We start from the raw sequence: 19,833 nt of genomic DNA on the forward strand, positions 1-19,833 counted from the left end.
AGGTCGGTTCGCATCCATGTCGGGGCGTGGCGGCCTTCGGCCGGAGCCCCCCGTATGAGCTAGGAGCTTATCCAGCCGTTGACGGTTCCGCCGAAGCGGAACCGTGATCCTCCGGTGCGCGCGGGGTCAGGCGTCGCGCTTCTTGATCACCAGATAGCCGCCGAGCAGCGAGGCCACCACCCAGAGCAGCATGATCCCGAGCCCGCCCCAGGGGCCGTACGGCGCCTTCTCCGAGCCCATCGCGTCCGGCACCACCTGCATGATCTTGGAGCCGGCCTGGTCGGGGAAGTACTTGGCGACCTCCTTGGCCTTCGGGACCGCCGACAGGATCTGCGAGATCAGGAAGAAGAACGGCACCAGGATGCCGAGCGACAGCATCGAGGAGCGGAGCATCGTCGCCACGCCCATCGAGAAGATCGCGATCAGGCCCATGTAGAGGCCGCCGCCGACCACCGCGCGCAGCACGTTGTCCGCGCCCAGGTTCGTGCGGTGCTCGCCGAGCAGCGCCTGGCCGAGGAAGAAGGAGAGGAAGCTGGTCGCCAGGCCCACGACCAGGGCGAGCCCCCCGGCCACCGCGATCTTCGAGAAGAGGAAGGTCGCGCGCTGCGGCACGGCGGCCAGCGAGGTGCGGATCATGCCCGAGGAGTACTCGGTCCCCACCACCAGGACGCCGAAGACCACCATGGCCAGCTGGCCGAGGATCATCCCGGAGAAGCTGGCGAACGTCGGGTCGAAGGTGGCCCGCTCCACATCGCTGAGATCGTCGAACGTCGACTTGAACAGGGCGCACAGCGCCGCGCTCATCGCCACCGTGACGAGAAGGGCGCTCGCGAGGGTCCAGACGGTCGACGACACCGTCCGGATCTTGGTCCACTCGGACTGGAGGACCGCGGATGCCGCTGCCATCGTTCAGGCTCCCTCGGAGGTCGTGCCCCACCGGGGGCCGGGCGCCGCGGCGCCGCTGTGTACGTCGGTGCCGTGCGCGTGGTACTCCACCGCGCCGGCCGTCATCTGCATGAACGCTTCTTCCAGGGAGGCGCGCTGGGCGCTCAGCTCGTGCAGCACCAGCCCGTTCTCCGCCGCCAGCTCGCCCAGCTTCTCGGTCGTCGCCCCGTCCACCTCAAGGGTCCCGTTGCCCGCCTCGATCACGACAAAACCGTTGGCGTGGAGCACGTCCCGCAGTCGTTCCTGCTGTGGAGAGCGCATCCGCACATAACTCCGGGAATTCTGCTGGATGAAATCCGCCATCGACGTGTCGGCCAGCAGTTTTCCCTGCCCGATCACGATCAGATGATCGGCCGTCAGCGCCATTTCACTCATCAGATGGCTGGAAACGAAGATCGTCCGGCCCTCGGCCGCCAACGCCTTCATCAGATTGCGGATCCAGTGAATTCCCTCGGGGTCCAGACCATTGACGGGTTCGTCGAACATCAGGATCTCGGGATCGCCGAGGAGCGCCGACGCGATGCCGAGACGCTGCCCCATGCCGAGGGAGAACCCCTTCGACTTCTTCTTCGCGACCGGCGTCAGACCCACCAGGTCCAGCACCTCGCCCACCCGGCTCGCCGGGATGCGGTTGGACTGCGCCAGACACAGCAGGTTGTTGTACGCGGAGCGGCCGCCGTGCATCGCCTTGGCGTCGAGCAGCGCCCCGATGTACTTCAGCGGCTCGGCCAGGTCCCGGTAGTGCTTGCCGTCGATCCGGACCGTCCCGCTCGTCGGGTTGTCCAGGTCGAGCATCATCCGCATCGTCGTCGACTTGCCCGCCCCGTTCGGCCCGAGGAAGCCGGTGACCACGCCGGGGCGGACCTGGAAGGAGAGATGGTCGACCGCGGTCTTCGTCCCGTACCTCTTCGTCAGGCCCTCAAGCTCGATCATGCGCACCAACCTACGGGTACGCAAAACCCCCCGCCACCGGAATGACGGAGGGTCTTTCTGCGTCAGGTGCTTACCGGGACTGCTGGGCCGGGACGCCGGCCGTGCGCTCGTCGTCGATCGGGGAGCCGGCCGCCGCCACCGCGGCACCGGTCAGCGTCGCCAGCATCTCGCGGACGTTGGTCAGCTGCGCGTTGATGGAGTCGCGGCGGTTCGTCAGCGCCGCGAGCTCGCGCTCCGATTCCGAACGGATCCGGTCGGCCTTGGCGTTCGCGTCGGCCACGATGTCCTCGGCCTGGCGCTGCGCGGTCTCCACCGTCTGACGGGCCCGGCGCTCCGCGTCCGTGCGCAGCTTCTCGGCCTCCAGGCGGAGCTGCTCGGCGCGGTGCTCGATCTCCGCGAGGCGCTTCTCGGCCTTGGCCTGGCGCGAGGCCAGGTCCCGCTCCGACTGCTCGCGGCGCTTCGCCAGGTTCGTCTCGAAGTCCGCGGCGGCCTGGGCGGCCTTGGCGCGGGTCTCCTCGAAGAGGGCGTCCGCCTCCTCACGCTTCGACTGCGCGTCCTTCTGCGCCTCGGCGCGCAGCGAGTTGGCCTCGCCCTGCGCCTTCTCGACGATCCGGACGCCCTCGTCCTCGGCCTTGGCCTTCCGCTCGGCCGCGAAGGACTCCGCGTCGTTGCGCACCTGCTGGGCGGCCGACTCGGCCAGCTCGCGGTGCTGCTCGGCGGCGCGACGGGCCTCCTCACGCAGGTCCTTCGCCTCCTCCTCGGCGAGCCGCAGGATCTTCTCGACGCGGGCGCCGAGACCGGCGTACGACGGCTCCGCGTCGGTGACCTGCGCCTGGGCGTTCTGCGTCTCGAGGTGGAGTTCCTCGATGCGCTTCTCCAGCGAGGTGATGCGGGACAGGGCGCTGTCGCGGTCGGCCACGAGCTTGGTAATGCGGTCGTCCACCTGACCGCGGTCGTAACCGCGCCGCACGAGCTCGAAGCCGAAGGGGGAGGAAGTGTCGCTCATGGGGTTCCTGTCGAATGAGACCGGTGAGGTGTTAGAGGGAATCCTAGGGGCCGAAGCGGCGTGTCATCGAGCGTATGCCCGTTTGATCTGGAGAATGTCCAGCCTTTTGAGTGGCTAGCCGTCCTGGGACTTGCCACCCGTACGAGTGGACCCCGACGACGCACCCGCCTTGACCCCGTCCTTTCCGGCGGACGGCGTCTCGAAAGACTCCAACGCCTCCAGGACGTCCTGGACACGGGAGATCTCGGCATTGATGTCCTTGCGACGCCGCGTCAGCGTTTCCAGCTCGCGCTGTCCTTCCGCGACGGTCTTCTCCGCCTCGGCCGCGGCCTCCGCACGGATCCGCTCGGCCTCCGCCTTGATGGCCTCGGCCTCCGCGGTCAGCGAGGCCTTCTTCTGCTCGGCCTCCTTCAGGAGCCCCTCCGCCTTGCGGACCGCGGCGATGCGGACCTTGCTCGCCTCCGAACTCGCCTCGGAGACCAGCTCCTTCGCCTTCTCCTCCGCCTCGGCGCGCTGCTCCTCGGCCGCCTTCACCAGCTTGTCGACGCGCTCGCCGGCCGTCTTCATCTGCTCGGCCGACTCGCGCCGCGCCCGCTCGTGCAGCTCCTCGATCTCGCCCTCGATCCGGCCCCGCAGCTCCTCGGCCCGCTCCCTTATGGCGGTCGCGTCGCTGCGCGCCCCGACCAGGAGCTCGTCCGCGTCCGTACGGGCCTGCTCCACCAGCGAGTTGCCCTCGACGGTCGCCTCGGCGACGATCCGCTCGGCCTCCTTGCGGGCCGCGCCGACCATCGTGTCCGCCTGCGACTCGGCCTCCGTGGTGGCGCGCAGCGCCTCCTCCTGGGCCTTGGCGACGAGCTGGTCGGCCTGCTCGGCCGCGTCCGAACGCTTCCGCGCCCCGGCCTCGCGGGCCTCGTCGAGGGTCCGGTCGGCCTCCTCGCGGGCCTCGGCGCGCATCTGCTCGGCCGCGGCCGCGGCGTCGGCCTTCACCCGCTCCGACTCGGTACGGATCCGCTCGGCGTCCCGCAGGGCCTCGGCGATCGCCTCGGCGCCCTCGGCGCGCAGCCGCTCGGCCTCCTCCGCGGCGGCGTCGACCGTACGGCCGGCCTCGGCGCGGGCGTCGGCGCCGACCGAATCGGCCAGCTCGGCCGCCTCGTTCACGATCCGCTCGGCCTCGGCGGTCGCCTCGCCGACGAGGGCGTCGGCCTGTCCGGCGGCGTCCGCACGGCGCTGGTCGGCGGCCTTGCGGGCTTCGTCCAGGAGCTGGTCGGCATCGGCCAGCGCGGCGTTGCGCAGGGCCTGCGCGTGCGCCTCGCCGTCGGCCTTGACCTGCTCGGCCTCCGCGCGCAGCCGCTGGGAGTCCTGCTCGGTCGTCTCGCGCAGCTCGGCGGCCTCGGCCGCGATCCGCTCGGCCTCGGCGGTGGCCTCGCCGATGAGGGTGTCGGCCTGCTCGGCGGCGTCGGTGCGGCGCTTGTCGGCGGCCTTGCGGGCCTCGTCGAGGACCTGCTCGCCCTCGGCGCGGGCCTCGGCGCGCAGTGCCTCGGCCTGTGCCTCGCCGTCGGCCTTGGCCTGCTCGGCCTCGGCCCGCAGGCGCGCCGCGTCCTGTTCGGTCGTCTCCATGAGCTCGACCGCCTCGGCGGTGAGCCGCTCGGCCTCGGCGGTGGCCTCGCCGATGAGGGTGTCGGCCTGCTCGGCGGCGTCGGTGCGCCGCTTGTCGGCGGCCTTGCGGGCCTCGTCGAGGACCTGCTCGCCCTCGGCGCGGGCCTCCGCGCGCAGTGCCTCGGCCTGCGCCTCGCCGTCGGCCTTGGCCTGCTCGGCCTCGGCCCGCAGCGCGGCGGCCTCGGCACCGATCCGCGCGGCCTCGGCGGTCGCCTCGCCGACGAGCGTGTCGGCCTGCTCGGCGGCGTCCGCGCGCCGCTTGTCCGCGGCCTGCCGGGCCTCGTCGAGGACCTGCTCCGCCTCGGCGGCGATCCGCTCGGCCTCGGCACGTGCCTCGCCGACGGTCGTCTCGGCGCGCTCGGCGGCCTCCGAACGGATCCGGTTCGCGTCCTCCCGGGCGTCCGCCCGGGTGCGGGCCGCGTCCTGTTCGGCCGAGGCCAGCGCGTCCGTCGCCTCGGTCCGTACCCGCTGGGCGTACTCGGCGGTGTCCGCCCGCAGCTTCTCCGCCTCGGCGAGCGCGTCCGTGACCGTCCGCTCCGCCAGTGCCTTCGCGGCCTCCGACTCCTCCTGGGCACGCGCCCGTGTGGCGGCGGCGTCCTCGGTCGCCCGCTCCCGCTCCTCGTACGCGTCGGAGCGGACCCGGTCCGCCTCCTCCTGCGCCTCGGTCCGCGTCCGCTCGGCCGCGTGCTCGGCGGCGGAGCGCAGCCCGGCGATCTCCTCCTCGGCCTGCTCGCGCAGACCGGCCACCGAGTCACGCACCTCCTGGGCGGCTCGCGAGGCCGCGGTGACCATCTCGGTCGCCCGCGCGTCCGCCTCCTCGACCAGGCGCTGCGCCTCGGTCTGCGCGTCCTCGACCCGCTTGCGGGCGGCCGCGAGGAGCTCCTCGGACTGCTCCCGGGCGTGCTCACGCTCCCGGCCGGCCTCGGAACGGGCCGACTCCAGGGTCTCCTCGGCCTCCCGGCGGCGCCGGACGGCCTCCTCCTGCGCGGCGGCGAGCGCCTCGGCGGCCTCGGCGGCGACCCGCTCGGCGGCGGCGCCGGCCTCGGCCCGCATCCGGTCGGCGGACTCCTGGGCCTCCGACTTCAGCCGCTCGGCCTCCTCGGACGCCTCCGTGCGCAGCCGTACCGCCGCGGACTCGGCCTCGGTACGCGCGGTGGACGCATCCGCCGAGGCCTCGGCGCGCAGCCGCTCGGCCTCCTGCTCGGCCTGCTCCTGGAGGGTACGGATCCGCTCGGCGGCCTCCGTCCGCAGCCGCTCGGTCTCCTCGGCGGCCTCGCGCCGGATCCGCTCGCCCTCGGCCCGCGCGTCGGTGAGCTCCTCGCCGGCGGCCGCGACCTTCGCCTCGGCGTCGGTGTGCAGCCGGGTCAGCTCCTCGGCGGCCTCCGCGCGGCGCGCCTCGGCGGCCCGCTCGGCGTCCGCCCGCAGTCCGGCGGCGGCCTCCTCGGCCGCGGTCCTCACCGACTCGGCCTGCTCCTCGGCCTCGGCGCGCAGCCGCTCGGCCTCGGCGCGGGTGCGCTCCAGGGTCTCCTCGGCCTGGGTGCGGAGCGTCTGGGCGCGCTCCATCGCCTCCGACTTGACCCGCTCGCTCTCGGCGCCGGCCTTGGCGCGCTGCTCCTCGGCGTCCGTACGGGCCTTGGTGAGGAGCTCCTCGGCGGTCTTCGCCGCCTCCTCGATCTGCTGGAGGGCCTCGCGGCGGGCCTCGGAGCGGATCCGCTCGCCCTCGTCGATGGCCTCGGCGCGCAGCTGTTCGGCCTCGCCGCGCAGCCGACGGGCCTCCTCCTGGAGCTCGACCGTCTTGGCGCGGTACTCCTTGGTGTCGTCCTTGGCCGAGCCGAGCAGTTCGTCGGCCTGCTCCCCGGCCTCGGCGCGCAGCCGGTCCGCCTCGGTCTCGGCCTCGCGGCGGACCCGCTCGGCCTCCTCGGCGGCCTTGCGGGTGGTCTCCCGGGCGTCCTCGGAGGCCTTGGTGAGCATCTCCTCGGCGCTGCGGGCGGCCTTGGCGAGGGCGGCGGCGGAGTCCTCTGCGGCGGCCGTGACGGCCTTCTCGGAGGCCTCGGTGACGAGCTTCTCCGCCTGGGCGGTCGCCTCGCGGAGCTTCTCCTCGGCCTCGGCCTTGAGGGCCTCGGCCTCCTTGGTGGCCTCGCCGACGAGGCGGGCGATCTCCGTCTTGGCGGTGCGGGTGCGCTGCTCGTTGACCGACTCGGCGGAGGCCAGCTGCTTGGCGGCGGTCTCCTTGGCCTCGGTGAGGGCCTTCTCGGCCTCGGCGCGGGCGAGCCGGAGCTTCTCGTCGGCCTCCTGCATGCGCTGTTCGGCGGCGCGGGAGAGCTCGGTGGCCTGGCGGCGGGCCTGGTCGGTCTCGGCGGCGGTGGTCGAGCGGAGCTGCTCGGCGTGGCTGGTGGCCTCCTGCGCCTGGCTGGAGGCGGCGCCGATGAGCCGCTCGGCGTCCTTGCGGGCGCGCAGCAGAATCGCTTCGGCCTCGGCACGGGCGGCCTCGGCCTCGGCGCCGACGCGGCGGCTGGTCTCCTCGGCGAGCCGGGTGGCCTCGGCGCGGGCGGCGGCGAGCGACTGCTCGGCCTCCGCGCGGGACTCCTCCATCAGGCGGCGGGCCTGGGACTCGGTGCGGGCGCGCAGCTGTTCGGCCCAGGCGACGTTCTCGTTGACGTGCGCCTCGACGGTCTGGCGGCGCTCGTTCAGCTCCTGGTCGAGCTGCTGGCGGCGCTGGACGGCCTCGTTGTGCAGCTCGGCCTGGAGCCGGGCCTGGTGCTCGGCGTGCTCCTGGAGGATGCGCTGGGTCTGGGCGCGGGCCTCGCGCAGCTCGCGCTCGGCGTCCTGGCGGAGCTGCTCGGCCTGCGCCTGCGCGTTCCGCAGCAACTGCTCGGCCTGGTAGCCGATGTCGGCGCTGTCGTACGCCGGCCGGGAGGCGATGGTGCGGCGCGCCTCGTGGAGCTTGGCGCGCAAGACCTCGACCTGGTAGCCCAGGTCCTCGGCATGCTGGACGGCCTTCTCGCGTTCGGTCTTCAGCCGGTCCATCTCGGCTTCGAACCTGGCGAGATGGTCGTCTTCAGCTCGGTGGCTCTCCTGGCGTTCGTAGCCCCGCACTGCGCGGTCCCATCCTTCCCCGAAGCTCTTCGAGCAGGGGAGACCCCAACCCTGGTCGCAACTCCTACGAGCACGCCCTCACGGCCGAGGACGGACCCCCGGGGAATCGTGGCAGATCGGACGACCCCGACATCCCGACTTCGGTGCCGCACGGAGCGGCCCCGACCGGCCCCGGCCCGGAGTCGCCCACTCTACCGGGCCAGGAATCCGGAGGTCAGTGCTCCGCTGAGGAGTGGTCAGCGGACGGCTCGGCCGAGGTGACCAGTTCCGTGAGGACGCCGTGGCAGTCCTTGGGGTGGAGGAAGGTGATCCGGGAGCCCATGGAGCCGATCCGCGGCTCGTCGTAGAGGACACGGACGCCCTTGCCGCGGATGGCCTCGGCATCTCCGTCGACGTCCGCCGTGCCGAAGGCGATGTGGTGCACGCCCTCACCGTTCTTGGCGAGCCACTTGCCCACCGCCGAGTCCTCCCGGGTCGGCTCCAGGAGCTGGAGGTAGGAGGCCCCGCCGTCGTCGGTCCCGTTGATCTTGAGCATGGCCTCGCGGACGCCCTGCTCCTCGTTGACCTCGGAGTGGAAGACCTCGAACCCGTACGTGGCACGGTAGAACTCGACAGTTCTAGCCAGGTCGAAACAGGCGATCCCGATGTGGTCGATTCGCGTCAGCATGGAACCAGTGCACCGCCGGAAAGGTGGTTACGCAACGTGCGCGCGATCACACCATCGGGCCGATGACCCGGCGCCGCACCGCTCAGTACATTGGCGGTAAACCCTCGTTCACTCCTCATCCCAAGGGGCCGTGCCTCATGTCTGGAACGACCGGTACCACCTCAGTGATCGTCGCGGGCGCCCGCACGCCCATGGGTCGCCTGCTCGGCTCGCTCAAGTCCTTCTCGGGCGCCGACCTCGGCGGCTTCGCCATCAAGGCCGCCCTGGACCGGGCCGGCATCGGCGGCGACCAGGTGCAGTACGTGATCATGGGCCAGGTGCTCCAGGCGGGCGCCGGGCAGATCCCCGCCCGTCAGGCCGCCGTGAAGGCCGGCATCCCGATGAACGTCCCCGCGCTCACCATCAACAAGGTGTGTCTGTCGGGTCTGGACGCCATCGCGCTCGCGGACCAGCTGATCCGCGCGGGTGAGTTCGACGTCGTCGTCGCCGGCGGCCAGGAGTCCATGACGAACGCCCCGCACCTGCTGCCGAAGTCCCGCGAGGGCTTCAAGTACGGCGCCATCGAGATGCTCGACGCCATGGCGTACGACGGTCTCACCGACGCCTTCGAGGGCATCGCCATGGGCGAGTCCACGGAGAAGCACAACACCCGCCTCGGCATCGGCCGCGAGGTGCAGGACGAGCTCGCCGCCCTCTCGCACCAGCGCGCCGCCGCCGCCCAGAAGAACGGCATCTTCGAGGCCGAGATCACCCCGGTCGAGATCCCGCAGCGCAAGGGCGAGCCGGTCGTCTTCGCCAAGGACGAGGGCATCCGCGCGGAGACCACCGTCGAGTCCCTCGGCAAGCTCCGCCCGGCCTTCACCAAGGACGGCACCATCACCGCCGGCACCGCCTCGCAGATCTCCGACGGCGCCGCCGCCGTGGTCGTGATGAGCAAGGCCAAGGCGCAGGAGCTGGGCCTGGAGTGGATCGCCGAGATCGGCGCCCACGGCAACGTGGCGGGCCCGGACAACTCCCTCCAGTCGCAGCCGTCCAACGCGATCCTGCACGCCCTCAAGAAGGAGGGCCTGGAGGTCTCCGACCTCGACCTGATCGAGATCAACGAGGCCTTCGCCGCCGTCTCGCACCAGTCCATGAAGGACCTCGGCGTCACCCCCGAAAAGGTGAACGTCAACGGTGGCGCCATCGCGCTCGGCCACCCGATCGGCATGTCCGGCGCCCGTCTGGTGCTGCACCTGGCCCTGGAGCTCAAGCGGCGCGGCGGCGGCGTCGGCGCGGCGGCCCTGTGCGGCGGCGGCGGCCAGGGCGACGCGCTCATCGTCAAGGTCCCCGGCAAGTAGTCCTTCGGTCAAGGAGCAGCGCACATGGTGGACGTCCCCGAACTCGTCGCCCAGGCACGGGAGGGCAGGCCGCGGGCCGTGGCCCGGCTGATCTCGCTCGTGGAGGGGGCGTCCCCGCAGCTGCGCGAGGTGATGGCGGCGCTCGCGCCGCTCACCGGCGGCGCGTACGTGGTGGGCCTGACGGGCTCGCCGGGCGTGGGCAAGTCCACGTCGACGTCCGCGCTGGTCTCCGCGTACCGCCGGGCGGGCAAGCGGGTCGGCGTGCTCGCCGTCGACCCGTCCTCGCCGTTCAGCGGGGGAGCTCTCCTCGGCGACCGGGTCCGGATGTCGGAGCACGCCTCCGACCCGGGCGTCTACATCCGCTCCATGGCCACCCGCGGCCATCTGGGCGGGCTCGCCTGGTCCGCCCCGCAGGCCATCCGCGTCCTGGACGCGGCCGGCTGCGAGGTGATCCTGGTGGAGACCGTCGGCGTCGGGCAGTCCGAGGTGGAGATCGCCTCACAGGCCGACACCTCGGTGGTGCTCCTCGCGCCGGGCATGGGCGACGGGATCCAGGCCGCGAAGGCGGGCATCCTGGAGATCGGCGACGTGTACGTGGTGAACAAGGCCGACCGGGACGGTGCGGACGCCACCGCCCGGGAGCTCAACCACATGCTGGGCCTCGGCGAGGCGCGGGGCGCGGGCGACTGGCGGCCGCCGATCGTCAAGACGGTCGCGGCGCGCGGCGAGGGCATCGACGAGGTCGTGGAGGCGCTGGAGAAGCACCGCGCCTGGATGGAGGAGCACGGGGTCCTGGCGGAGCGCCGCCGGGCCCGTGCCGCGCGCGAGGTGGAGACCATCGCGGTCACCGCCCTGCGCGAGCGCATCGGCGACCTGCACGGCGACCGGCGCCTGGACGCCCTCGCCGAGCGGATCACGGCGGGCGCCCTCGACCCGTACGCGGCCTCCGACGAGCTGGTCGCGAGACTGACCGGAAACTGACCCCCGGTACGGACGAGAAGGGCCCCTCCGGTCACCGGAGGGGCCCTTCTCGTCTCTGTCAGGTCACGGCTTGCCGCGGCGGCCGCGGAGCTGTTCGGCGATCGGCTTGAGGGACTCGTGGAGGTCGCCGAGGGCCTCGCCGCTGAGCTGGTCGATGAAGTGCCTGCGCACCGACTCGACGTGGTGCGGGGCGACCTTGCGCATGGTCTCCATGCCGTCGTCGGTCAGGACGGCGTAGAGCCCGCGCCGGTCGGACTCGCAGTTCTCGCGGCGTACGAGACCGGCGTTCTCCATGCGGGTGATCTGGTGGGAGAGCCGGCTCTTCGACTGGAGGGTGGCCGCGGCGAGGTCGCTCATGCGCAGCCGCCGTTCCGCCGACTCCGAGAGGTTCACCAGGATCTCGTAGTCGTTCATCGTCAGGCCGAAGGGCTGGAGGTCACGCTCCAGCTGGTACGTCAGCATTCTCTGGACGTCCAGGAACGTGCGCCAGGCGCACTGCTCGCCGTCGGTGAGCCAGGGGGTGGCCGTCTCGGTCTCCATATATGGATTCTACCTAAGAAGTTGAATACTTGACGAAGTCTGGGGTGTGACGCCGCGCACCGCGTCGGGGTGTCCTGGCCTCCAGGGTGTCAGGCACCCGGGGCAGACGTTCGAGGACGTCACACTCCGCAGACTACCGGCTACAGGCCGAAGCGACGCTGGAGGTCGCCGAGCTGGCCGGGAAGGCGCGGTACCGAGCCGGGCATGCCCTGGCCGGAACCATGCCCACCGGGCACGCCCGGCTGCGCCGGCGGCGCGCCGACCGCCCGCTCCGCCATCAGCAGCTCCGTCGACTGGAGCAGTACCGTCCCCGCGCCGACGAACTCGAACTGGTGCTCCTCGCCCGAGGTGCCGCCGATCCCCGTCAGCGCACGGACGCCGCCCATCACGCCCGTCATGTAGCCGTGGTCGTAATGGTGACAGGGCGACGGGCAGTCCGCCCAGCCCACCAGCGCCTGCGGGTCCACCCGCATCGGCGGCTCCATGAACACCACCGGGCCGTTCGACGCCGCCACGAACTTGCCCGTGCCGATCAGCGTCACGAAGCCCGGCACGATCGACTGCTTCAGCGCGAGCGTCGGCTGGTAGGCCAGCAGGTTCCCCGACCGGATCGTCAGATTGCCCTCGTCCAGGTCGTACGAGTTCACGTCGAAGGCCCGGTCCGCGAGCAGCATCTTCCCGCTGCCCTCCGCGACCACCCAGTCGCTCGCGTGCAGCGGCGAGTGGAAGGACGTCCGCACCAGCCGGTCGAGCCGCCCGTGCCCGATGCCGTTGAACTCGATCCGCCCGTAGTAGGCGATCATCTTCCCCTTCTGCAGGAACCACTGGGAGCCCTTGAGCTCCACGCAGAAGGTGTACGGATTGACGTTGTCGTCCGACGGCAGGGAGTGCGGGTCGTGGATGACAGGGGTGCTCACAGCTTCTCCTCCGAGGCCTGGACGTACACCGCGCCGCTGCCGCTCAGCTCCAGCTGGAACGCCTCGCCCGAGCCGCGCCCCACCATGTCGCGCCAGCCCAGCGCCGTGGAGAGCTTGTTCCGCACGTCGCCGTGGTGCGCCACGTACGCCTGCGGGTCCACGTGGACCGGGCGGCCCGGGGTGATCGGCAGCTCGATGACGCCGCCGTGCGCCATGACGGCCACCGAGCCGTGGCCCTTCAGGGTGGTGGTGAACAGGCCCTGGCCGGTCACCTGGCCGCGGACCATGCCCATGACGCCGCCCTGCGAGCCCATGAACATCGTGCCCTGCTCCAGGGTCCCGTCGAAGGCGAGCAGCCGGTCGGCCTCCACGTACAGGGTGTCGCCCGTCAGCGCGATCACCTGGATGTGGTGGCCGCCGTGCCCGAACATCACCGTGCCGTTGCCCTCGACGGTCATCAGCGGGGTCGCCTCGCCGGCCACCCGGCGGCCGATCATCGACATCAGGCCGCCCTGACCGCCCGCCATGTTCGGCGTGAAACTGACGTCGCCGCGGTACGCGAGCATCGCACCGCGCTGGCTGAACATCCGCTGCCCGGGGACGACGGTCGCCTCGACCATCTTCGAGTTGATCTCGCGGAACGGCATCAGACGTCACCCCCGATCGTGTTCCGCTCGCTCGGCTGGACGTAGACGAGCCCGTCGCCCTCGAAGCGGATCTGGAAGGCCTCGCCGCCGCCCTCGCCCATGAGGGTGCGGAAGGTCACCCCGGACTGGAAGTGCTGCTGGAGGTTGCCCTGGTGGGCGATGTACGCGCCGGGGTCCACCTGGAGCGGGTACTGCGGGGTCACCCGCAGCACCACCGCCGGACCGTCCGACATGATCGCCGCCTGGCCCGTGCCCTCGACGGTCGTGGTGAAGAGGCCGTTGCCGGTGGCGCCGCCGCGCAGGCCCGTGAACGTGGTGCCGGTGCGCAGCCCCGCGTCGGTGCAGAGCAGATTGCTCGCCTCCACCCAGAGCTTGTCGCCGTGCAGGGAGACGAGATTGATCTCGGAGGCCCGGTCGGCGAACCAGCAGGTCCCCTGCCCTCGTACCTCCATCACCTCCATCTGCTCACCCGTGAGCCGGCGGGTCACCATGCCGCGCAGGCCCTCACCGCCGCCGCTCATCTTCTTGAACGCCATCTGGCCGTCGTAGGCGACCATCGAGCCGTTCTTCGCCTTGACGGCGTCGCCGGTCATGGAGACGGCGAGCACTTTGCTGCCTTGGAGTCGGAACGTTGCCACCCGAGGAAGGTACTGGGCCCCCGGCTAAAGAGACAGCAAAGTCCCCGTGCACAATGGACGGGCCCTTGTGCATCCGTTCACAAGATCGAACGAAGGTGACCCCCTCCGTGGACATCAAGACCGCTTCCTCCCTCCACCGGCTCCGGCTCGTCTCCGCGCCGGAGGCCGTCTCGTTCCTGCTCCTGCTGGTCTGCTCGGTGCTCAAGCGGACGACGGACTTCAACGCGGTGCCGGTCATGGGCGCGATCCACGGCATCCTCTTCATCCTGTACGTCCTCTTCTGGCTGGACGCCTGGAACAGGACCAAGTGGAGCTTCGGCACCGCCGCCCTCTACTTCGTCCTCTCGGTGCTGCCCCTGGGCGGCTTCTACGCCGAGCGGAAGCTGAAGCGCGAGGCCGAGGACGCGGTCATCGCCTCCCGCGCCGCTCAGGAAGCGGTGAAGGCATGATCGTCGCGTTCTCCGTCACCCCCCTCGGTGTGGGGGAGGAGGTCGGCGAGTACGTCGCCGACGCGGTCCGAGTGGTCCGTGAGTCCGGACTCCCGAACCGGACCGACGCCATGTTCACGTCGATCGAGGGCGAGAGCTGGGACGAGGTCATGGACGTCGTCAAGCGCGCCGTCGCCGCCGTCGAGGCCCGTGCGCCGCGCGTGTCCGTGGTGATGAAGGTCGACATCCGTCCGGGCGTGACGGACGGACTGACCGCCAAGGTCGAGACGGTGGAGCGCCACCTGGGCGCCTGACGCCCCCGCTGTACGCGAGAAGCCCCCGGTCCTGATCCAGGACCGGGGGCTTCTCTCTCTCCCGCCGGTTGAGCGAGTGCTCAAAATCGGCTACCTTCCCTCCCTAGGCAGTTTTGAGCGGTCGCTCAAAATGCTGGTCGAGCCGGGAGAAGAGCCATGGGTCTCTACATCGAGACACGCGTGCGCGCGGATCTGGAGACGCTCTGGGAACGCACGCAGGAACCCGACCGCCACCAGCGGTGGGACCTGCGGTTCACGGAGATCTCCTACCTCCCGCGCGCCGAGGGCGAGCCCCAGCACTTCCGCTACGCGACCCGCGTCCTGCCCTTCCTGGCCGTCGCCGGCACCGGTGTCTCCGCGGGGGAGCGCCACCGGGCCGGCGGCGACCGGGTCTCCGCCCTCCGGTTCGCCTCGCCGCACCCGCTCTCGCTCCTCGCCGAGGGCAGCGGGTACTGGCGGTACGTGCCCACCCCGGACGGCATCCGCTTCCTGACCGGATACGACTACCGGCCCCGCCGGGGCCGCCCCGGGAAGCTCGCCGACCGGCTCCTCCTCCGGCCCCTCATGGGCTGGGCCACCGCCTGGTCCTTCGACCGGCTGCGGCTCTGGTGCGAGGACGGGATCACCCCCGAGCGCTCCCGCGACCGCTGGCTCCTCGAACTCGCCGTCCGGATCCTGCTCGTGGCCGTGCCCTGGACCGCCACCGCCCTGCCGCTCGGGCTCGTGTCGTTCGCCGCCCTCCCGCTCACCGTCCTCGGGCTCGCCCTCGCCGTCCTCGTACCGCCGTCGTCGCGCGCGCCCGCGGCCCGGCGCTGTCTGCGCACCCCGCCCGCCCGCCACCGGGAGCCCCGGCTCCTCGCCACCCTGGAGCAGCCGTGACCTCGATCTTCCGCACCGCCATGGGGGACGCCCAGTTCGAGCGGCTCCACCCCGAGCTCCAGCGGCGCTTCTCGGTCGGGCTCGCGAGCGGCGAGCTGTGCGTCGGCCGCGGCGTCATGGACCGGATCTGGCACGGCAGGGCCTTCGTGAAGCCCTTCCTCGCGCTCGGCGGACTGCGGAACATCCTGCTGCCCCGCACCGGCCGCGACGTCCCCTTCACCATCGAGAACGTCCCGTACACCGACTCGTACGGACGGGAGACCGTCACCTTCGTCCGCACCTTCGCCCTGCCCGGCGGCCCCCGCCGCTTCGACGCCACCATGGTCCACAGCCCCGAGCGGGACTGCGTCCTCGACTACCTCGGCACCCACCAGCACCTCGCCAGCGACCTCCACCCGACCGCCCAGCCCGACGGCTCGCTCCTCATCACCTCCGGCGAGCACCGCTTCCGGGAGGGCCCGCTCGACGTCCGCGTCCCCGAACTCGTCGGCGGCCGGGCCGAGGTCCGCGAGTCCTTCGACGAGCGCACCGGCCGCTTCCGCATCGACGTCCGGGTGGTGAACCGCCACTTCGGCCCGCTCTTCGGCTACCACGGCTCGTTCACCGCCACCTACGCCGACGTACGCTCCCGGGGGGTGCGCGCGGGGCTGCGCCCGGTGCGCGAGGAGGTACGGGTGTGAGCGGGCGGACCGCGGCGGGGGCGAAGGCGCAGGACGCCAGGAGCCAGGAGACCCGGGAGAAACTGCTCGACGGCGCCCTGCGCACGCTCGTCGAGCAGGGCATCACCAAGGCCTCCGCGCGCGCGATCGCGACCACCGCCGGGGTCAACCAGGCCCTGGTCTTCTACCACTTCGGCTCCGTCGACGAGCTGCTCTCCGCCGCCTGCCGGCACGGCGCCGAGCTGCGGGTGGCCCGCCACCGGGAGCGGCTGCGCTCCGTGTCCAGCCTCTCCGAACTGCTCGCCTTCGGGCGCGAGATGCACGAGGAGGAGCGGGACGCCGGCCATGTCGCCGTCCTCGGGCAGCTGCTCGCCGGCGCCCAGACCCACCCCCGGCTCGCCCCGGCCACGGCCGCCGGGCTCGACCTGTGGATCGCCGAGATCGAGGAGGTCCTCGTCCGCGTCCTCGCCGGGACGCCGCTCGCCGAGTTCACCGACCCCGCCGGGCTCGCCCGCGCGGTCGCCGCCTCCTTCGTCGGGCTCGAACTCTACGAAGGGGTCGACCCGGCGGGCGCGGAGGCCGCGCTCACGGCGCTGGAGCAGCTCGGCGCCCTGATGGCCGCGGTCGAGGAGCTGAACCCGGTGGCGCGGAAGGCCGTCACGTACACGCTGCGGCGCCGTCTGGAGCCCTGAGGCTCAGCCCGGATCGGGCTGCGACAGCGCGATGCCCAACGGCGTCCGCTCGTACAGCACCTGGTGGCCGTACCGGCGCGAGGTCAGCAGCCCCGCGTCCCGCAGCACCGTCAGATGCGCGGAGACCGACGAGGGCGCCCGGCCGAGGAGATGGGCCAGAGCCGTCGTCCCCATCGGCTCGGCCAGGGCGCACAGGACGTTCGCCCGCACCGGCCCGAGCAGCCGGGCCAGCGCCTCCGGCGTGCGGTCGCCGGCCTCCGACCAGAGCCCGCCGATCCCGCGCGCCGGATAGACCACCGTCGGCTGCCACGGCGGATCGAAGCCGCTCACCACGTCCGGCCAGGTGAAGACCGACGGCATCAGGACCAGACCCTGCCCGTCCAGCGGCCGGTCGTGCTCCCCGGGATAGTCCACCCGGAGCGTGGCCGTCTCCGCCGCCCAGTCGAAGGCCGGATGCAGTTCGCCGAGCAGCCGTTCGAGCCCGCCCTCCGCGAGCCGCCGCGAGTGGTACGCCACGTCCGCCTCCAGGAGCGCGCGCAGCCGAGGCCACTCGGGCGCGACCAGGGCCTCCCAGGCGTCCCGGAGCAGATCGGCGAGCCGGGCGACCGCGCCCGCGGGATCGGCGAGCACCCGGCGCCCCTCCGCCGTGTCCGCCGCACCCGGCGTCTCGGCGAGCGCCCGCTCGAAGTCGTCCAGGGCGAGCGCCGGGTCGGTGTCCCGTACGGCCGCGATCTCCTCCTCGATGGAGGCGGCGGGGCGGAGCGGGGGCGGATAGAGGAAGTCCGGGCTGTGCCCGCGCAGCGGCATCAGCAGCTGAAGCGGTGCGAGGTCGACCCCGCGGGCGGCGCCCGCGATCCGCCGCATCCACGGCAGGTGGTAGCCCTGCTTCTCGGGCCGCGCGAGGACCCGCACGGCGGAGTGCGTCTCCCAGAGCGGCGAGATCGCGAACCGGATCCGCAGCGGGTCGGCCTCGCCGAAACGCAGGTGGTACGGCACGGGGCCCTCCGAGGGATGCGGCAGAACATTCGCCTGGAGCCGAAAGTCTAGGGCCCGGTAGCCGCGCCGGGCACGCTGCGTCCATGCCCGAGAACACCACCCGGGCGCCGGCCACGGCGCCCGCGCCCGCCCCTGCCCCCGAACCGAGCGCCCCGCACGGCATCACCGCCGCCACCGCCACCGCCACCGCCACCGCCACCGTTCCCGCTCCGGCGCCCGCTCCCGCGTCTCCCGGCTACCGTGCCGTCTTCGCCGTGCGGGAGTTCCGGTTCGTGTTCGTGGCGCATCTGTTCTCGCTGCTCGGCGTCGTCGTCAGTGAGCTCGCGCTCACCGTGCTCGTGTACGACATGACACGGTCGCCGCTGCTCTCCTCACTCACCTTCGCGCTCGGCTTCCTGCCGTACCTCCTCGGCGGCACCCTCCTCGCCGGGCTCACCGACCGGCTTCCGCCCCGCCGGATCCTCGTCGTCTGCGACCTCGTCTGCGCCGGCTGCGTCGCGCTCATGGTCGTGCCCGCCACCCCCGTCGCCGTCCTGCTCGTCCTGCGCTGTGCCATCGCCGTCGTCTCGCCCGTCTTCAACGGCACCCGCATGGCGACCCTGGCCGACATCCTCGGCGAGGGCGACCTCTTCGTGCTCGGGCGCTCGCTGCTGCGGATCGTGTCGCAGAGCGCCCTGCTCACCGGATTCGCCGCCGGCGGCGTCCTCCTCACGGTCGTCCCGCCCCGCGGCGCCCTCGCCGTCACCACCGCCACCTTCCTCGCCTCCGCGCTGCTGCTGCGGCTCGGCACCGTCCGCCGGCCGGCCAGGGCGGGCGGCGAGACGAGCGGGCTCTCCGGAACCTGGGCCGTGCTGCGGAACCGGCGGGTGCGGGCCCTGATGCTGATGTTCTGGGTGCCGCCGCTCTTCGCCGTCGTCCCCGAGGCCCTCGCCGCCCCCTACGCCGACGAGATCGACGTCTCCACCGCCGCCCTCGGCCTCCTCATGTGCGCCCTGCCCGTCGGGACGATCGCGGGCGAGCTCTTCGCCGGATCGTTCCTCTCCGCCGCGACCCGCTCCCGGATCGTGCTGCCGCTCGCCGTCACCGGCGTCCTGCCGTACCTCCTGTACGGCCCCCGGCCCGGCGTCGCCCTCGCGGCCGTCGCCCTCTTCCTGGCCGGCGCCACCGGCGCGTACACCCTCGGTCTGGACGCCTGGTTCGTCGAGGCGGTGCCCGAGGAGCAGCGGGGGAGGGCCATGACGCTGATGTCGGCGGGCATGATGACCGTCCAGGGCGTCGGCATGGCCGGGGCGGGGATCGCCGCCGAGTTCGCCCCCGTCCACACGGTCGTGGCCGGTTCCGGCGTCGTCGGCACGCTCTGCCTCCTCGCCGCCGCCGCCGAGCTGCGGGCGACGGGGGGCGGTGGCCCGCGCGGCGACCGAAAGGCGAGACGGGGCTGACCGGCATATGACCAGTCGGTATGGTCGACGGGTGCCGAAGCCGCTCAGTCTCCCCTTCGACCCCATCGCCCGAGCCGACGAACTCTGGCAGAAGCGCTGGGGCCCGGTCCCCTCGATGGCCGCGATCACCTCGATCATGCGCGCCCACCAGATCCTCCTCGCGGAGGTCGACGCCGTGGTCAAGCCGTACGGGCTGACCTTCGCGCGGTACGAGGCCCTGGTCCTGCTCACCTTCTCCAAGGCCGGTGAGCTGCCGATGTCGAAGATCGGCGAGCGGCTCATGGTCCACCCCACGTCCGTGACGAACACGGTGGACCGGCTCGTGAAGTCCGGTCTCGTCGCCAAGCGCCCCAACCCCAACGACGGGCGCGGAACCCTCGCCTCCATCACCGAGAAGGGCCGCGAGGTCGTCGAGGCCGCGACCCGCGACCTGATGGAGATGGACTTCGGGCTCGGCGCGTACGACGCCGAGGAGTGCGCCGAGATCTTCGCCCTCCTGCGCCCCCTCCGGGTCGCCGCGCACGACTTCGACGAGGGGTAGGCTTCGTCGCGGGTCAGTCCGCCGCTCCCCGCCGATGCGGGGATGGTCCCCTCCTTTGGGTCCTGGTGTGCGGTACCACACCCTGCTCCCCGCGGCAGCGGGGATTTTTCGGGCGGTTACGCTCGTAGCCATGAAATCCAGCGTGCTGACCCGCTACCGCGTCATGGCGTACGTGACCGCGGTCATGCTCCTCATCCTTTGTGCCTGCATGGTCGCCAAGTACGGCTTCGGCGTCGGCGAGGACCTGACCTTCGCGGTCTCCCAGCTTCACGGCGTCCTCTACATCATCTACCTCGTGGTCGCCTTCGACCTGGGCTCCAAGGCCAAGTGGCCCTTCGGCAAGCTGATCTGGATCTTGATCAGCGGCACCATCCCGACCGCCGCGTTCTTCGTCGAGCGCAAGGTCGTCGCCGAGACGCTTCCGCTGGTCAGCGGCGCGCAGACGGCCCCGGTCAACGCCTGAGCAGTCACCCCCGCACTGATGTGCGGGGGTTTGCCATCGACATTTACTAGGACGTC

Annotated in this window: 20 protein-coding genes; 10 read left to right on the forward strand and 10 right to left on the reverse strand. The window is 72.2% G+C overall.

Features of this window, described 5'->3' with window-relative positions:
- Positions 1-126 precede the first annotated feature (126 nt).
- The 5 genes from AB5J54_RS27415 to mce all read right to left on the reverse strand — a co-directional run bounded on the left by AB5J54_RS27415 (position 127) and on the right by mce (position 8,303).
- Positions 127-906, reverse strand: coding sequence for an ABC transporter permease (locus AB5J54_RS27415; RefSeq protein WP_369146562.1), 780 nt, complete (start codon positions 904-906; stop codon positions 127-129).
- Between the two features lie 3 nt (positions 907-909).
- Positions 910-1,878, reverse strand: a complete 969-nt coding sequence (locus AB5J54_RS27420) for an ABC transporter ATP-binding protein (protein ID WP_369146563.1) — start codon at positions 1,876-1,878, stop codon at positions 910-912.
- 70 nt (positions 1,879-1,948) lie between these two features.
- Complete coding sequence (locus tag AB5J54_RS27425; RefSeq protein WP_116158785.1) at positions 1,949-2,884, reverse strand: cellulose-binding protein; 936 nt, start codon at positions 2,882-2,884, stop codon at positions 1,949-1,951.
- A gap of 114 nt (positions 2,885-2,998) precedes the next feature.
- Positions 2,999-7,636 (reverse strand): polarized growth protein Scy, encoded by a 4,638-nt coding sequence (gene scy / locus AB5J54_RS27430; RefSeq protein WP_369146564.1) that lies wholly within the window; start codon positions 7,634-7,636, stop codon positions 2,999-3,001.
- Positions 7,637-7,850: 214 nt separating this feature from the next.
- On the reverse strand, positions 7,851-8,303 hold the full coding sequence (gene mce / locus AB5J54_RS27435) for a methylmalonyl-CoA epimerase (protein WP_369146565.1): 453 nt from the start codon (positions 8,301-8,303) through the stop codon (positions 7,851-7,853).
- A gap of 137 nt (positions 8,304-8,440) precedes the next feature.
- On the opposite strand from mce, the gene AB5J54_RS27440 reads away from it, so the two are divergent.
- Positions 8,441-9,643 (forward strand): acetyl-CoA C-acetyltransferase, encoded by a 1,203-nt coding sequence (locus AB5J54_RS27440; RefSeq protein WP_369146566.1) that lies wholly within the window; start codon positions 8,441-8,443, stop codon positions 9,641-9,643.
- Between the two features lie 24 nt (positions 9,644-9,667).
- Positions 9,668-10,624, forward strand: coding sequence for a methylmalonyl Co-A mutase-associated GTPase MeaB (gene meaB / locus AB5J54_RS27445; protein WP_369146567.1), 957 nt, complete (start codon positions 9,668-9,670; stop codon positions 10,622-10,624).
- 63 nt (positions 10,625-10,687) lie between these two features.
- On the opposite strand, the gene AB5J54_RS27450 is transcribed toward meaB, so the two are convergent.
- The 4 genes from AB5J54_RS27450 to AB5J54_RS27465 form a co-directional block, all read right to left on the reverse strand.
- A complete protein-coding gene (locus AB5J54_RS27450) occupies positions 10,688-11,164 on the reverse strand; it encodes a MarR family winged helix-turn-helix transcriptional regulator (protein ID WP_369146568.1) in 477 nt (158 codons plus the stop codon).
- A gap of 140 nt (positions 11,165-11,304) precedes the next feature.
- Positions 11,305-12,081, reverse strand: coding sequence for an AIM24 family protein (locus tag AB5J54_RS27455; protein ID WP_369146569.1), 777 nt, complete (start codon positions 12,079-12,081; stop codon positions 11,305-11,307).
- On the reverse strand, positions 12,078-12,728 hold the full coding sequence (locus AB5J54_RS27460; RefSeq protein ID WP_369146570.1) for an AIM24 family protein: 651 nt from the start codon (positions 12,726-12,728) through the stop codon (positions 12,078-12,080). Before AB5J54_RS27460 ends, AB5J54_RS27455 begins: the two co-directional genes overlap by 4 nt.
- Positions 12,728-13,366: an AIM24 family protein gene (locus AB5J54_RS27465; RefSeq protein WP_041662875.1), complete on the reverse strand. Its 639-nt coding sequence runs from the start codon at positions 13,364-13,366 to the stop codon at positions 12,728-12,730. The genes AB5J54_RS27460 and AB5J54_RS27465 overlap by 1 nt, the downstream gene beginning before the upstream one ends.
- Positions 13,367-13,473: 107 nt before the next feature.
- Here AB5J54_RS27465 and AB5J54_RS27470 point away from each other — a divergent pair, with 107 nt between their 5' ends.
- From AB5J54_RS27470 to AB5J54_RS27490, 5 genes are all read left to right on the forward strand, one after another.
- Complete coding sequence (locus tag AB5J54_RS27470) at positions 13,474-13,815, forward strand: DUF3817 domain-containing protein (protein WP_369146571.1); 342 nt, start codon at positions 13,474-13,476, stop codon at positions 13,813-13,815.
- Positions 13,812-14,108 carry an MTH1187 family thiamine-binding protein gene (locus tag AB5J54_RS27475; RefSeq protein WP_030693300.1) on the forward strand — a complete coding sequence of 99 codons (297 nt, stop codon included), beginning with the start codon at positions 13,812-13,814 and terminating at the stop codon, positions 14,106-14,108. The genes AB5J54_RS27470 and AB5J54_RS27475 overlap by 4 nt, the downstream gene beginning before the upstream one ends.
- Positions 14,109-14,264: 156 nt before the next feature.
- The gene (locus AB5J54_RS27480; RefSeq protein ID WP_369146572.1) at positions 14,265-14,987 is read left to right on the forward strand and encodes a hypothetical protein; all 723 of its coding nucleotides are present in this window, start codon (positions 14,265-14,267) and stop codon (positions 14,985-14,987) included.
- The gene (locus AB5J54_RS27485) at positions 14,984-15,667 is read left to right on the forward strand and encodes a DUF4166 domain-containing protein (protein WP_369146573.1); all 684 of its coding nucleotides are present in this window, start codon (positions 14,984-14,986) and stop codon (positions 15,665-15,667) included. Before AB5J54_RS27480 ends, AB5J54_RS27485 begins: the two co-directional genes overlap by 4 nt.
- Complete coding sequence (locus tag AB5J54_RS27490; protein WP_369146574.1) at positions 15,664-16,338, forward strand: TetR/AcrR family transcriptional regulator; 675 nt, start codon at positions 15,664-15,666, stop codon at positions 16,336-16,338. The genes AB5J54_RS27485 and AB5J54_RS27490 overlap by 4 nt, the downstream gene beginning before the upstream one ends.
- 3 nt (positions 16,339-16,341) lie before the next feature.
- Here the strand turns inward: AB5J54_RS27490 and AB5J54_RS27495 are convergent, their stop codons facing one another.
- Complete coding sequence (locus AB5J54_RS27495) at positions 16,342-17,334, reverse strand: DUF5937 family protein (protein ID WP_369146575.1); 993 nt, start codon at positions 17,332-17,334, stop codon at positions 16,342-16,344.
- Between the two features lie 83 nt (positions 17,335-17,417).
- Between AB5J54_RS27495 and AB5J54_RS27500 the strand changes: the two genes are divergently transcribed.
- From AB5J54_RS27500 to AB5J54_RS27510, 3 genes are all read left to right on the forward strand, one after another.
- A complete protein-coding gene (locus tag AB5J54_RS27500) occupies positions 17,418-18,773 on the forward strand; it encodes an MFS transporter (RefSeq protein ID WP_369146576.1) in 1,356 nt (451 codons plus the stop codon).
- Between the two features lie 31 nt (positions 18,774-18,804).
- Positions 18,805-19,314 carry a MarR family winged helix-turn-helix transcriptional regulator gene (locus AB5J54_RS27505; protein ID WP_369146577.1) on the forward strand — a complete coding sequence of 170 codons (510 nt, stop codon included), beginning with the start codon at positions 18,805-18,807 and terminating at the stop codon, positions 19,312-19,314.
- A 130-nt stretch (positions 19,315-19,444) separates the two neighbouring features.
- On the forward strand, positions 19,445-19,777 hold the full coding sequence (locus AB5J54_RS27510) for a DUF3817 domain-containing protein (RefSeq protein ID WP_369146578.1): 333 nt from the start codon (positions 19,445-19,447) through the stop codon (positions 19,775-19,777).
- Positions 19,778-19,833: the final 56 nt, after the last annotated feature.

Source organism: Streptomyces sp. R44 (genome assembly GCF_041053105.1).
Taxonomy (GTDB): domain Bacteria; phylum Actinomycetota; class Actinomycetes; order Streptomycetales; family Streptomycetaceae; genus Streptomyces.